Below are 14,083 nucleotides of genomic sequence, written 5' to 3' on the forward strand. Positions count from 1 at the left end.
GATGATGCCGGCATACACCCCCGTGTCCGTGCCCCGCAGAGAACCCGGGGCAATCCCCGCATCCTCCAACGCCTCCCAACACGTCTCCAGCAACAGCCGCTGCTGGGGATCCATCCCCAACGCCTCACGCGGACTGATCCCGAAAAACTCCGCATCGAACCCACCCGCACCGTCAAGGAACCCACCCACCTGGGCATAACCCGCACCTCCGTCACCGGAATCCGGGTCCGACAAGCCGGCCACGTCCCAGCCGCGGTTCGCCGGGAACCCCGACATCGCATCGGAGCCTCCGGCGACCAACTGCCACAAGCCCTCCGGGTCCTCCACCCCACCCGGGAAACGGCAACCCATACCGACGATCGCTACTGGTTCCTGCTCGCGTGCCTCTATCTTCCGCAGGCGTTCCTTGGTCTCGTAGGAGTCGGCCGTTACCTTCTTCAGGTAGCTGAGGAGCTTCTCGTACTCTGTCATCTCAGTCATTGGATTAGGAAACTCCTAGCTCTTTAGCAATGAAGTCAAAGACTTCATCAGCCGAGGCCGACTCAAGTTTCTGTGCCGCGGTGTTCTCCGCCGCCGACTCGTGGTCGCGCATCCATTTCGACAGCACGGTCCGCAGCTGCGCCGTGATATTGGATCGCATATCGCTGTCCGCGGGTACCTCAGAGAAGATCGATTCCAGCTGGATGAGCTGGGTGAAGACAGCCGGTTCACCACCACATCCGCAAAGACCTCCGGCCACAGGTGCCTGGCGAGCTCGGCCGGTGTCGGGTGGTCGAAGACCATGGTCACGGGAAGGCTGAGTGCGGTCTCGGCCGCGAGTCGGTTGCGCAGTTCCAGCGCGGTCAGAGAGTCGATGCCCATGTCACGGAAGGCCCGCCGGGGATCGATGTCCCCAGGGCTGGCATGGCCCAGAACGACGGCGACAACTGCCCGGACGATCTCCAGGACTTCCTGCTCAGCCTCGGCGGGACTGAACGCGACCAACCAGGCCGCCAGGCCATCGACAACCACGGCAACGGCCGCGATCGGACGGGCGAGAGCGCCAACGGCCGGACCCCGCAGCAGCGCGTGCACCAGCCTTCCTCCGCGGGAGAACGCGGTCAGGTCCAGGCAGGCGGGAACCGCCAACGGCACACCCCACGCGGCGGCGGCCTCGAACAGCGCGATCACACCGGCGGCGTGCACGACCGCCGTCAGCGGACGCTCGACCGCGATCCACGCCAACACCGGCGCCAAAGCGCCACGGTCAGCGGCATCACCAGCCACCACCCGCACACCCGCACCCGATTGCGCCAACCCCGCAACCAGACCAGCCACACCCGGCGCCGCCGGACCCCGCCGCGACAACAACACCAAGTGCCGCATGCCACGCACGTCCACCAGGTGCCGGGCCAACTCCCCACCCAACGTCCCCGTCACGCCCGTAATCAGGACCGTGCCTTGCCGGTCCCAGAAAGCAGGAACGTTCAGCACGACCTTGCCCACATGCCGGGCAGCCTGCAGATGCCGCAGTGCCGCCACCGCCTGCGACAACTCGAAACACGTCACCGGCGGCGCCTTCAGCGTCCCCGCCTCAAACACCACCCCCAACTCCGCGAGCATCTCCGCGACCCGCGGCACACCCGCGTCCATCAGGTCGAAGTCCCGGTAGGCCACTCCGAGGTAGGTCTGCATGCCGTCGCCTCCGGTCACGGCCACGAACCGCTCACAGAACGCCAGATCCCGGGTCAAGGCGATGTGGGTGTCAGCCACGCCCATCGCCCGCAACGCGGCCTGCTTGGCCGCACTCGCGGTCGCGAAGACCTCCAAGCCCCACGCCTGGGCCAACCGCACCGCAGCCGTACCCACACCACCGGCTCCGTGATCGGCATCAAGCAGAGCGGGATGCAAGCCGAACCCAGCCGCATCGGAGTCAATGCCCTGGGCCAGCACACCGACCGCGTGCCGAACCCACTCACCCTCCCCCTCACGAGAGGAGACCGTCACCGCTCGCCGGCCACTGTCACCATCGCTATCGCCAACGTGGACCTGAACCTGCGCCCCACCAGGACCCGGCAGGACCAGCGGCTCCTGGAGCGTCAGCTCCTCCAGCACACCACACCCGGCCAGATCCCCGGCGTGGACGGCCAGGTTCACGAACGCCGTCCCGGGCAACAGCACCGTGCCGTGAACCGCATGGTCGGCCAGCCACGGCATAACGGTCGGCGACATCGGCAAACCGACCTTCACCGTCCGACCCTCGTCGGCGGTCACCGCGGCCCAGTCCACATCGGCGCCAGCCGCATACGCACCGGCCACCGCACGCAGCGCGATCTTGGGCTCGTCCTGGCCACCGCGCAGCAGCGGAACCCACGTCCCCCCATCCCCATCTGCCATCGCCGACAACGCGCCATCCGGACTCAACTCGGAAAACACACCCACGCCCTGGGCCCGCATCGGCTGCCGACCCTCAGGTGCCCGCTGATGGCGCGGCTGATCGGCGTGTCAAGGAGCGCTGAAAGTCGCCCCGTCCCGCGCTGGGTGACCCAGCAGCAGGGACACGAAGATCACCGCAAGCCGGTCGTCCCCGACCGAGCAGCGGCGACTCGCCCCCGAAGACACGCAGCAGGCTCACCGGCCGATCTTCCAGTCCGTCATGGGAGGAAGCTCACCACGTGGGCGGACGGCCCGAAATGACGCCGTTCCACCAGGCGCCCACCGGGGGGCAACCTGTCATCCCGCCAGGATGCCGAATCGGACACGCGGCGCGCACCCAGGTGGGCGGACGCCCGGAGACCGTCATCGGCGGGGGACTGCGGAGTTCCCGGTAGCGACCTGAGTCGGAGCCTCGTCGTCGGTTTGGCATGGGTCGTCCGGGTCCCGGGATTCCGCCATCGCCGGTGACAAGCGCGGCCTGGACGGCCTGTGTGACGAGCCGCGGCCCGGTGTCCCGAGTGCCACGGCATCCAGCCTGGCGGTTGCGCATGAGGGGCGAGCGATGGGGGCACGTCGCATATGCAGCGCGAATCATCCTGCTGGTACTAACACTTGGAGTGGCATGTCCGTCTTGCCCGCCGATGATGGTCTGTGGTTCCGCCGCTACCACCCGTCCCCCACGGCCACGGCCCGCCTGGTGTGCTTCCCGCACGCCGGCGGCTCGGCACCGTTCTACTTGCCGGTCGCAACGGCTCTCAGCCCTGATGTGGACGTCATCGCCATCCAGTACCCCGGGCGTCAGGAGCGCCGCGCGGAGCAGCCGTTGACGGATGTGGACACGTTCGCCGAGCGGATCCACGACCTCCTGCTGCGGCAACCGCCGCTTCCTGTCACGTTCTTCGGGCACAGCCTCGGCGCCACCATCGCCTTCGAGACCGTCTGTCGGCTGGAGGCCGACGGCGGAGAGGTCGCGCACCTGTTCGCGTCCGGCCGCCGCGCCCCATCCGCCCATCGTGAGGCGAGCGACGTCCACCTGCGGGACGACGACGGCATCCTCGCCGAGGTGCGCCGGCTGAACGGCACGGTCACGAGTGTGCTCGGTGACCAGGAGCTGATGCGGGCCGCCCTGCCGTCCTTGCGTGCTGACTACCAGGCAGCTGAGACCTACCGGTGCGCCCCGGAGACGACCATCGACTGCCCGATCACGGTCCTGACCGGCGACAGCGACACGGAGACGACGTTGCCCGAGGCCCACGCGTGGGAGCGGCACACCACCAATACCTGCACTGTCCGCATGTTCCCGGGCGGGCACTTCTTCATCACGGCGCACGTGAACGCGATCAGCGCCTTGCTGAAGGATCACTTCGCGCGAACGGCCGGCTCCGACCACGGGACCGCGGTCCGTCCTTGACGGTTCGGTGACCGGCGCGCGAACCGGTCACCGTCCCTTACGGTGCCCGGAAGGCCGGGGTGCACGGTGCCCGGCCCGGTGCCGGCACCGGGCCGGCCAACACCCCTACCGCCTCCGCCATGCAGCGGTAGGCGGTAGGCGGTAGAGGCACTCCCGGTGCCGACCCGGGCTGCTCAGCGGCGCAGGCAGGCCGGTTTACGTCGCGGGGGCGAGGCGGTCGGACACCACCTTCACGACCCCGGCGATCTCCTTGACCAGGTAGAAATGCCCGCCGGGGAAGACCCGGAAATCGAAGCCGCCTTCCGGCGCCTGCTTCTCCCAGTCCCTGACCTCCTCGACACTGGCCTCCCGGTCCCGCTCCCCGACGATCGCGGTCACGGGGCAGCGCAGTGGGTCGCCCGCGACGTAGCGGTACTGCCCCACGGCCGCGTAGTCCCCACGGAGCGTCGGCAGTACCATTTCCACCACTTCCCGGTTCTCCATCGCCCGAGCTTGCGGGCCGCGCCGTGAGCGGATCTCCGCGACGATCCCTTCGTCGTCGAGCAGGTGGTGCGTTTCCTCGCGGTAGCGGGTGGGGGCACGCCGGCCGGAGACGAAGAGGTGCGCGGGCTGGCCCGGGTGGTCCCGCTGGAGGCGCCGGGCGACCTCGAAGGCGAGCACGGCGCCCATGCTGTGGCCGAACAGCGACAGCGGACGGTCCAGCGACCCGGTCAATGCGTGGGCGATGTGGTCCGCCAGGGTGGGGATGTCGTCGATGCAGGGCTCGGCCCGGCGGTCCTGGCGTCCGGGATACTGCACGGCGAGGACGTCCACGGTCGGGGCCAGCGCCCGCGCCATCGGAAGGAAGTAGGGGGCGGAGGCACCCGCGTGCGGGAAGCAGACCAGGCGGTTCTCCGCGTGGTCGGCAGGCGCGAACCGCCTGAGCCACAGGCTCTCGTCATCCGAACCGTCGTCGATTCCCATGCGGTCCCTCCTGGTGTTCCTGGTCGATGTCCGAACCTGCAAGAGGGTTCACGCGCCCTCCGGCAGCGCCGCCCACCCGTGCGCGGCGTCCGCGGGTAGGACGCTGACGGTGACCTCGACCACCGCGTTCTCCGGTATGCCGCCCCCGCGGCGGCTGATTCTCTCGATCAGCGGCGACGCCTGCTGGCCGGTGATGCCCGCGAGTAACCCGCGCAGCTTCTTGATCTTGTCGGGGCCTCCGATGAGCATTGTCTCCCGGTCCGGCCGGTGAGGCTCCGGAAGGAGTTCGACCGCCTCCCATGCGTCGTCGCCGACCCGCTGGTACCGGACGCAGAGCTCGGTGGCGCGCTTGGTCTCCGCACCGACCCACACCTGTCCCGCGGGGGCGGCGCTGGCCAGTTGGAGGCACCGGCCGACGACGGCGCTGTCGAGGGCGCGCAGGGTGCCATCGCCGGGACGGTAGCTGTGGATCGCGTCGGTGGAGACGACGGCGACCCTGACCGCCGTCTGCGGGACCCCGCCGTCGGCGGCGTCGTGTAGGGGCCGGGCCCGCTCAAGCGCGGCATGGATCGCCAGGGCGGCCTGGACGGCACGATCGGGGGCATGGCCGGCGTCGTCGAACAGGACCCAGCTCACAGACGCCATCCTGCTGATGACCACACCGCCGTATCGGCTGACCTCGCGGTCCACCGTCGCGGCCACCGTGCCAACAGCGAGCGCCGTCTCGGCGGCGTCCGCTTCGGGCTTGCGCTCTGCCTCTCCGACGACGGCCATCACGGCGGCCAACTGCCCCTGGGACAGGGGCACCTCGGCACCGCCCGTGGAGACGAGCTCCGGCCGGCAGGGCGCGGCGGGCACGTCCTCGGGTGGCGCGACGGCCAGCACGGCCGTGTCGCCCAGGGCGGCGGTCGGCCGGGGAACCCCCACGATGCCGCTGTCGCCGAGTGCGGACGTGTCACCGCCGTGCCAGTCCAGCCGCGCATCCTGATTGAGGATCAGGTATTCGAGCTCCTGGAGTTCCCGGCTCGGCTCCAGTCCATGGGCCTCCATCAGCGACACGCGGGCGCGGCGGTAGACGTCGAGCGCGTCCGACTGCCGTCCGCACCGGTACATCGCGAGCATCAGCTGTGCCACGAGGCGTTCGTGGGACAACTCTCGTGCGGCGAACAGTTCGAGTTCCGCAATCACCTCACGGTGCCGCCCGCAGGCAAGTTCGGCATCGAACAGTTCCTCGACGGCGACGAAATACGCATTCTGGACCGCAGCGGCCTCGGGCCACGCGGTACACGTCTCGGCCAGGTCGGCGAGGACCGGGCCGCGCCAGACGTCGAGGGCGTCGCGGAGCACTCTGCGCGCGGATTTCCAGTCGGCGTCGGCGGCGTACGCACGGCCCCGTTCGGTGCGTTGCGTGAACAGGTTCAGGTCGATGCTGCTAGGTTCGACGCGCAGCAGGTATCCGGGTGCGTGGGTGAGCAGCAGGGGCGGGTCAGCGCTTTCGTCGTCGTAGGCCAGCATTCCGCGCAGCGCGGAAGCCGCATTCTGCAGCATCTTCCGTGCCGTCGGCGGAATGCGGCCGTCCCAGAGCGAATCGAGCAGTTTGCTCGACGGGACGATCCGATTCGCCCTTAGGAGCAGCATGCCCAGCATTGCGCGCTGCTTGATCCCGCCGAGCGGCACGACCCTGTCCTGGGAAACCACTTCCAGTGGACCTAAGATCTTGAATTGCAATTTAGCCTCCCCCAATGCGCGACACAGTTCGCCCACAGTTGCACATGTCTGCAAAGTGCTCTGAATGGGCTACAGGACTTCATGGACTATCGAGGTTCTTGCCGACGCCGTTGGCGGCACAAATGAACGAATCTGGCACTGCGCCAGAGAACGATGGTGGCCCGGGAACGGATTGCGATGGAGTCGCATATTTCACGGGCCGCTCGCAGTCGGGAATCTGGATACGGTTCTCAGGCCTCTCGGTCCCACGGCCTTTTCTCGTAGGTGCATCGCCTTTTTCGGAAGCGCAACGCTCACCTGCCCGACCAACTACCGTCCGAGGACGTCGCGGTCGTACCGGACACTCGCATGGGCTGCGACCTGCGCGGAGAGCATCATCCGCAGCCGCTGCACCAATCCCGTCATCATCCCTGCGGCCCTCCGATCGCCGCCCCTGAGTTACATGAGTGTAGTGTGAAAAAATTGTGGTTTTGTGTGCAGGCCGATCCCCCTTGCGCCTCCTGGGGCACCACCTCCCTACCTCTCCCTCCGCACCCGCCACAAAACCCAGATAACGATTGAAACATGATTCACGCCGGGGGATATTCGCGATATCGACTGGAGCATCTGGTTTGTCCACGTTTTTCCCGTACCCGATATTCGTAAAGCTTCGGCATGGCGACTCAAAATTCGTAAAGCTTTGGTGTGGTGACTCAAAGCCGACCGCAGTTGACTTAGCGTCAAACTCGCGCCATTTACCCCTGGGCCAAGCCGGTCAGAGGGTACGCGTCCCCGTCCGCCCGTCCGCGCCAGCCGCGACGGGGGCGTCGGCCACCTGGTTGAGCAGCTGGGCGGCCAGGGCGAGCAGTTGTTGCTCGATCGGGCTGAGTGTGCCGAGGGCACCGCCGAGCCGTTCGGCCCGCTGCGCGAGATCGTCGGACAGCGCCTGGGCGTCGGCGTCGGCGTCGGCGTCGGCGTCGGCGTCGGCGTCGGCGTCGGCGTCGGCGTCGGCGTCGGCGTCGGCGTCGGCGTCGGCGTCGGCGTCGGCGATCGAGAGGATCGAGGCGCGCCGGTCGGTCTCCGAACGCTGCCTGCTGATCAAGCCGTCCGCCTCCAGCTCGCCGAAAGTCCGGGTCAGGGCTTGGAGTTGCTGGTGCTCGGCGAGGGCCACGGCGCTGGGGGTGCAGGGCCCGTTCCGACGCAGGTGGTCCAGCACGATGATCTTGTTCACGGTCAGGGCACCGGGCGGGCGCTCATGGCGCAGGCGGGAGCCCAGTCGTAGCAAGCCCTGGAGCAGGGCTTGGGCGCAGTCGTCGGTATCCACCGACTTATACTAAACAATTATGTAGCATTAGCAGTGGAGATCTCCCGGCAATCTGCGTAAACTCGGCCATGCAGAGGATGGGAATGTTAATTAAAGTGTATTATTCGGCGGTGGCAATGGTCGCCGTGCTGGGCTCCTTCTTCACGGCGGTGGAGGTCGCGCGCCTCGCCGCGGGGTACCCGGCGGCGGTGCTCGCATTGCCGGCCGTGATCTTCGCGTTCGCGGTATCGCGCCGCCCTGGCGGTGAGCCGGTCCCAGAGAAGGTCATGGCGGCCGCCGCGCTCTCGGTCCTGGCGGGGGCGAGCGTCTGGCTCGGTTCACAGATGGCCGGACACCCCGTGATCGGCGGGGCGGTGTTCGTGGTGCTGATGGCGGGTTCGATCTGGACCAGGCGGTTCGGAGCGGCGGTCACCCGGCTGGGGGCGCTGGTTCCGCTGGCCCTGATCGCCGCCCTGCTGTCCGCCGGATCCGGCACGGGGCACATCACGTGGTGGCCGGTCTGCGGATGGATGGCGCTGGTGGGGTTCAGTGCCTTCGTGTGGGTCCGCGTCGTGCGCCGAATCGCGGAGAAGCTGACTGGCCTTCCGGGTTCGCCGCCGGGGCAGGCCCCTGCCAAGCGGTCGGCGCAGCGCACCGGCCTGCCGCCCCGCACCCGGATGGCCTTGCAGATGGCGGTGGCGCTAACCGCCGCGTTCTCACTCGGGCATTTGATATATGGCGAACACTGGCAGTGGTGCGTGATCAGCGCGATGGTCGTCGGCCTCGGCCCGGTCGGCCGCGGCGACCTGGCCCTCAAGGGCCTCGAGCGTGGACTGGGCGCGATGGCGGGCACGCTCGTCGCGGCCCTGATCGCCGCGGTGGCCGAACCCCACGGCACCACCAGCATCGTACTGATCTTCCTGGTGCTGGCCGTGGCATCGACCCTGCGCGCCTACAACTACGCCTGCTACGCCGCAGGCATCACGACGGCGATGTCCCTGCTCTACGGGTACTCCGGCCAGTCCCCCCAACCCCTCCTGCTCGTCCGCCTGCAGGCGCTGGTCCTGGGGGCCGTGCTGGCGGTGGTCGTGGGCTGGTTCCTCGTCCCGGTGCGGACGAGCGACGCGCTGCGCGCCCGGCTGGACGCGACCCTCGGCGCACTCGGCTCGGTGCTCGATGCCCGCCGCGACGGGGCCTCCACCGTCAAGGCGCTCGCCGCGTTCGACGCCGCGGCCGCCAACCTGAACGCCAGCACGCGTTCGCACCGGCTATACCGGACGGCCGCCCGGAGGCTGGGCACGGCGCACCCGATCACGCCGGCCGACGTCGGCGAGGCGCTGCTCGCGGCCCGCCGCCCGGTGCACGCCCTGGCCGCGAGCGAGCCCGGCCCGTGCGAGCGTTCCACCGCCGAGACCGTCGGGCTGCTGCGCCGCGCGGTGTCGGCCCCGGCGAGCCCCCTGCCCCAGCTGCCGGAACCCGCTCCGACGGCACCGCTGGCCGACCTCGACGCCGCGCTCCGGCGGTTAGCCGCCGCGCTCCCGTCACTCACCAGGCGCCGGCCGCCCGAGGTGGCCAGCAGCGGCGAAGCCCTACAGCCGCCCGTCTCCGCCGCCTGACTGACCCGCCGTCAGCGCGACGTGGTCGGCCGGAGGAGGTGCTCAAGACTGCGCAGGACGCTGTGGGGCTTCTACACCGGCGGCTCGGTCATCCGGGACTCGGCGAGGAGGGGCAGCAGGTGGCGGAGGGCGATGGCGGCCTCAACGCGTCCCAGTGGGGCGCCCAGGCAGAAGTGGATCCCGTGGCCGAACGACAGATGCCGGCGGGTGTCGCGGGTGATGTCGAAGACTTCCGGGTCATCGCCGAGTGCCTCGTCGCGGTTGGCCGCGCCGACGAACATGAGGGCACGCGCGCCAGCCGGGAGCGTGATGGTGCCCACTGTTGTGTCCTCCAGCGCGGAATGGACCAGGAGCCGGATGGGGGGCGTAGCGGAGGGCCTCTTCGACGCACCTCTCGACCAGTTCCGGGTCGGCCTGTAGAGCGGCGAGCTGGGCGGGGTGGTTGAGCAGGGCGAGGACGCACCCGCCGATGAGGCCGCGGGTGGTCTCGTAGCCGGCGATGAGCAGCAGCCGGCAGGTGATGATCTCGTGCTCGGTCAGGGCGCCGCCCTCGTCATGGACGTGAACGAGGGCCGAGACGTTGTCGTCGCCCGGTTCCCGGTGCCGCTTGGGGACAAGCGCCCGAGGTACTCGTGGAAGCTGTCATGGACCGCGCGCATCGTGACGCGGGATTCGGGCGAGATGAGGAAGCTGAGGTCGATGCTCCGGGACAGCTGCTCGGACTAGGTCACCGCCATCGGCTGGTCGGCCCCCGGGATGCTGAGCAGCTCACTGATTACCCGGACCGGCAGCGGGAGCGCGAGGTCGTCGATGACGTCGAAGCTCGGGTGAGGTCGCGCACCAGCTCGTTGGTGATCGCCTCGATGCGCGGCATCAGGGCCTGGACGCTCGCCGGGGTGAGGGCGCGAGACACCAGGCGGCGCAGTCTCGTGTGGTTGGGCGGGTTCAGCGGGAGCATGTTGCCGGCGTTGTCCTGGGCGGTGACCACGGCCGTATCGTCATCGGCGCCACCGGCGTTGGCCGGGGCGACGGATGCCGGCCGGCCGGTGCCCCGCCACAGGGTGCACAGCGGGCTGGCCTCCCTCGGCGTGTGGCCGAAGTCCGGTTTGCCGAGGACCGCCACGCAGTCCTCCTAGCGGCTGAAGACGAACAGCTTCTCGTGTGGCCGGACGATCGACTTCGCGTATTCCGGGTACGGGTCACCGAGGCCGTAGAGAGCGGCGGGGGCCTGCGGCTCCTCCGGGCGGACCTCAAGGTCAGTGATCAGTGTGTCCCCGTCGGCTGTGCGGGCTCACGGGTGAGCCGGATGGTCAGTGAGGTGTCGATCAACGTGGCGGGCAAGGGCCGGACGACATGCGGCGCGGCCCAGGGCATGCGGTGGCCGCGTAAGGGCCGGTGAGCGGACGCACCGTCAGAGCACGCTCCGTCAGAGGACAGCGTCCTCGTACCCGGCCGGCCGGCCTTCGAGGATCACGGTCTTGGTCTCGAGGTAGGGCAGCAGTCCCTCGCGTCCTCCTTCCCGGCCGATGCCGGACTGCTTGAACCCGCCGAACGCGATGCCGAGGTCACTGCGCAGCGCGTTCTGGCCGACGGTGCCGGAGCGCAGCTGCCCGGCGACCTCGCGGGCCCGGTTGACGTCGTTGGTGAACACCGCCGCGTTGAGGCCGTAGATGGTGTCGTTGGCGATCCGGACCGCGTCCTGCTCGTCGGCCGCGGGGATGACGGACAGCACGGGGCCGAAGATCTCTTCCTGGGCGATGACCGACCGGTTGTCGACGTTGCCGAACACGGTGGGCTCGACGTACCAGCCCCGGGTCAGGCCCTTCGGGCGACCGCCGCCGCTGGCCAGCGTGGCCCCTTCCGCGACGCCCTTGGCGATGTACCCCTCGACCCGGTCCCGCTGCCGGCTGGCCGCCAGCGGCCCCATCTGTGAGCGCGGGTCGAACGGGTCCCCCACGCGCACCCGGGAGAACACGTCGGCGAGGGCATCGACCAGTCCGTCGTGCCGCAAGCGGCTGACCACGATCCGGGTCAGCGACGCGCAGACCTGGCCGGTGAGGAGGCATTCGGCCTGGGCGAGGCTGCGCGCAGCCGTCTCAAGGTCCATGTCGTCGAGGATCACGGCGGCGGACTTGCCGCCGAGCTCCAGCGTGCAGCGGGCCACGCGCTCGCCGCAGATCGAGGCGATACGCCGTCCCGCCGCCGTCGACCCAGTGAACGTGATCTTGTCCACCCGCGGGTCGCGCACCAGCAGCTCGGACACCTCACGGTCCGCGGTGACGACGTTGAGCACGCCGGGCGGCAGCCCGGCCGCCGCGGCGGCCTCGGCGACAAGGTAGCCCTCGCCCGGCGCCTCGGGCGCCGACTTCAGGACCACCGTGCACCCGGCGAGAAGCGCGGGGCCGACCTTGTTGCTGATCATCCCCATCGGGGCGTTCCACGGGATGATCGCACCGACCACACCGGCCGGCTCACGGACGATCATGCCGAATTGTCCGCCGGCCGTCGGCTTGACCGGCTCCTCGAACGGGAACGTGCCGGCCAATGCGGCGTACCGCTTGAAGGTGGCCTCCGCTCCCGTGCCGGAATGCTCGGCGAAGGTATACAGGACCCCGGACTCGCGCGGCCAGATCTCGGCGATGTCCTCGCCGCGGAGCCTGAGTTCCGCACCGATCGCCCGAAGGTACCCGGCCCGCTCGGCCGGCGTCAGCCGCGGCCAGGGGCCTTCGTCGAAGGCCTCCCGCGCCGCCGCCACAGCCCTGGACATGTCGGCGGCCTGCGCCTGCGCGACTCTGAAGTAGACCTCCTCGGTCGCGGAGTCGACCACGTCGATCGTGGCGCCGGACGACGGAACCACCCACTGACCGCCGATGAAGAAGCGGTCCGTCCGACCGATCGGCGCCTCCGCGAGTCCAGCCAGGCTCATCCGGTCACCCTCCCGATCGCCGCCTCCGTCGCGCTCATGCTCGCCTGCGCCGGACGGACGCGTAAATGACGCTCCTCCTACGATCCGCCACTGCGGGGTAACTGGGACTTTCATTCCGTGGGCTCTGCCCGCTCGGGCTCCTGACTGGCAATCAGTGGCCCGCCGGGCCACCCAAGAGGGCTCTGCTACGCTGACCGGGTCCCCCATTGACAGGGTCCACTGTCGCTACTTGGGTCCCATCAAGACCCGGGACAGTTCAACAGAATGGAACAGCGTGGACATCGGCATCCGGGAAAAAATCAGTCCGAAGCCGGGGTCCGGCAATATCCAGCCCAGGAAACTTCTCCTGCGCGCACTCGCGGGAGAGCGGACCGAACGGCCGCCGATCTGGCTGATGCGGCAGGCCGGACGCTACCTGCCCGAGTACCACCAGGTCCGCGAGGCCGCTGGCGGCATGGTGGGGCTGTGCACCACACCCGAGCACGCCGTCGAGGTCACCCTCCAGCCGCTGCGCCGCTTCCCCCTCGACGCCGCCATCGTGTTCTCCGACCTTCCGCAGGTCGCCGCCGCACTGGGCCAGGCCCTGGACTACCGGGTCGGCGAGGGACCGGTGTTGACCCCGCCCGTCCGCTCGACCGCGGACATCACCGAATTCCTCAGCACCTCCCGCCTCCACGAGGAACTCGCCCCGATCTACGAAACCGTCCGGCAGCTGTCCCACGCCCTCCCCACCGAGACGGCCCTGATCGGCTACGCCGGCGCACCCTGGACCATCGCCACCTACATGGTCGAAGGACGCGGCGGCGCCGCGTCGGAGCACTCCATCGTCAAACAGTGGGCGATGAGCGACCCCGACGGATTCCAGCCCCTGATGGACCTGCTCACGAACGCCATCATCCAATTTCTCAGCCGCCAGATCGAAGCTGGCGCGGAAGCGGTCCAGTTGTTCGACAGCTGGGCCGGGGTACTTCCCGACATCCTTTTCGACCGCTGGTGCGTCAAACCGGTCGCCACCATCATCAGCGCACTGAAAGCGCAGTACCCCGACGTTCCCGTCATCGCCTTCCCCCGAGGCGCCGGACTCTCCTACGACGGCTTCGCCCAGGCGACCGGCGCGGACTGCGTCGGCCTGGACTCCACAGTCCCCCTCGAATGGGCCGCACGGAAAATCCAACGCGAACTGGGCCGCTGTGTACAGGGCAACCTCGACCCCCAACTCCTGGTCGCCGGCGGCCCCGCACTCCACACCCAAACGGAGCGCATCCTACGCGGCCTGAGCGGCGGACCGTTCATCTTCAACCTCGGACACGGCATCGCCAAGACCACCCCCATCGACCACGTCACCGCCGTCGTCGAGCAGGTCCACGCCTGGAAAACCCCCACGGCGTAAGACCGACCGGAAACCCCGCTGCCCACCCCGCACCGTGCGGGCCGGGGTGGGCAGCGACATCAAGGGGCGGCCGCGGCACGGGAGTTCGTGGTGGTGAGGCGTAGGCGCATTCCGTAGGAGGGCTCCACAGGAAGGTTCTGCAGGCGGGTTCTGTAGGCGGGTTCCGCCCGCGGTGGCCGGACCGGCGTCTGCTGAGACCGTCAGCTGATCCGAAGCGGAAGACACAGTGGTCCTCGGGCGTTGCGCCCGCCCCAGACCACCGTGGACGGGTCCTGGAGGGTGAACTCGGGGATCCGCTCGAGCCAGACCTCCAGTGCGACGCGCAGTTCCATGCGGGCCAGGTGGGAGCCCA

At 69.2% G+C, this 14,083-nt stretch carries 12 protein-coding genes; 4 read left to right on the top strand and 8 right to left on the bottom strand.

Annotated elements, in window-relative coordinates; genetic code table 11:
- Positions 1-471 (bottom strand): beta-ketoacyl synthase N-terminal-like domain-containing protein (locus tag ABZ887_RS49865; RefSeq protein ID WP_361306157.1); only part of this gene is annotated, 471 nt, incomplete at its 3' end.
- A gap of 24 nt (positions 472-495) precedes the next feature.
- Positions 496-2,436 (bottom strand): KR domain-containing protein, encoded by a 1,941-nt coding sequence (locus ABZ887_RS49870; protein WP_361306159.1) that lies wholly within the window; start codon positions 2,434-2,436, stop codon positions 496-498.
- Positions 2,437-3,037: 601 nt separating this feature from the next.
- Between ABZ887_RS49870 and ABZ887_RS49875 the strand changes: the two genes are divergently transcribed.
- The gene (locus ABZ887_RS49875) at positions 3,038-3,826 is read left to right on the top strand and encodes an alpha/beta fold hydrolase (protein ID WP_361306161.1); all 789 of its coding nucleotides are present in this window, start codon (positions 3,038-3,040) and stop codon (positions 3,824-3,826) included.
- A 195-nt stretch (positions 3,827-4,021) separates the two neighbouring features.
- On the opposite strand, the gene ABZ887_RS49880 is transcribed toward ABZ887_RS49875, so the two are convergent.
- From ABZ887_RS49880 to ABZ887_RS49890, 3 genes are all read right to left on the bottom strand, one after another.
- Positions 4,022-4,789 carry an alpha/beta fold hydrolase gene (locus tag ABZ887_RS49880; RefSeq protein ID WP_361306163.1) on the bottom strand — a complete coding sequence of 256 codons (768 nt, stop codon included), beginning with the start codon at positions 4,787-4,789 and terminating at the stop codon, positions 4,022-4,024.
- Between the two features lie 48 nt (positions 4,790-4,837).
- A complete protein-coding gene (locus tag ABZ887_RS49885) occupies positions 4,838-6,517 on the bottom strand; it encodes a BTAD domain-containing putative transcriptional regulator (RefSeq protein WP_361306165.1) in 1,680 nt (559 codons plus the stop codon).
- Positions 6,518-7,271: 754 nt separating this feature from the next.
- Positions 7,272-7,820 (bottom strand): MarR family transcriptional regulator, encoded by a 549-nt coding sequence (locus ABZ887_RS49890; RefSeq protein ID WP_361306167.1) that lies wholly within the window; start codon positions 7,818-7,820, stop codon positions 7,272-7,274.
- A 116-nt stretch (positions 7,821-7,936) separates the two neighbouring features.
- Between ABZ887_RS49890 and ABZ887_RS49895 the strand changes: the two genes are divergently transcribed.
- Positions 7,937-9,415, top strand: a complete 1,479-nt coding sequence (locus ABZ887_RS49895) for an FUSC family protein (protein WP_361306177.1) — start codon at positions 7,937-7,939, stop codon at positions 9,413-9,415.
- 71 nt (positions 9,416-9,486) lie between these two features.
- On the opposite strand, the gene ABZ887_RS49900 is transcribed toward ABZ887_RS49895, so the two are convergent.
- Positions 9,487-9,774: a cytochrome P450 gene (locus tag ABZ887_RS49900; RefSeq protein ID WP_361306179.1), complete on the bottom strand. Its 288-nt coding sequence runs from the start codon at positions 9,772-9,774 to the stop codon at positions 9,487-9,489.
- A gap of 79 nt (positions 9,775-9,853) precedes the next feature.
- Here ABZ887_RS49900 and ABZ887_RS49905 point away from each other — a divergent pair, with 79 nt between their 5' ends.
- Positions 9,854-10,141, top strand: a complete 288-nt coding sequence (locus tag ABZ887_RS49905; RefSeq protein WP_361306169.1) for a hypothetical protein — start codon at positions 9,854-9,856, stop codon at positions 10,139-10,141.
- 49 nt (positions 10,142-10,190) lie between these two features.
- Here ABZ887_RS49905 and ABZ887_RS49910 read toward each other — a convergent pair whose 3' ends face one another.
- Together ABZ887_RS49910 and ABZ887_RS49915 are read right to left on the bottom strand one after the other, a co-directional pair.
- Entirely contained in the window at positions 10,191-10,538 is a 348-nt protein-coding gene (locus ABZ887_RS49910; RefSeq protein ID WP_361306171.1) for a hypothetical protein, read from the bottom strand.
- A gap of 303 nt (positions 10,539-10,841) precedes the next feature.
- Positions 10,842-12,341, bottom strand: a complete 1,500-nt coding sequence (locus ABZ887_RS49915) for an aldehyde dehydrogenase (RefSeq protein ID WP_361306173.1) — start codon at positions 12,339-12,341, stop codon at positions 10,842-10,844.
- 274 nt (positions 12,342-12,615) lie between these two features.
- Here ABZ887_RS49915 and hemE point away from each other — a divergent pair, with 274 nt between their 5' ends.
- On the top strand, positions 12,616-13,731 hold the full coding sequence (gene hemE, locus ABZ887_RS49920; RefSeq protein WP_361306175.1) for a uroporphyrinogen decarboxylase: 1,116 nt from the start codon (positions 12,616-12,618) through the stop codon (positions 13,729-13,731).
- The last annotated feature ends 352 nt before the right edge of the window (positions 13,732-14,083 follow it).

This window comes from Streptomyces sp. NPDC047061, from assembly GCF_040643955.1.
GTDB lineage: Bacteria > Actinomycetota > Actinomycetes > Streptomycetales > Streptomycetaceae > Streptomyces.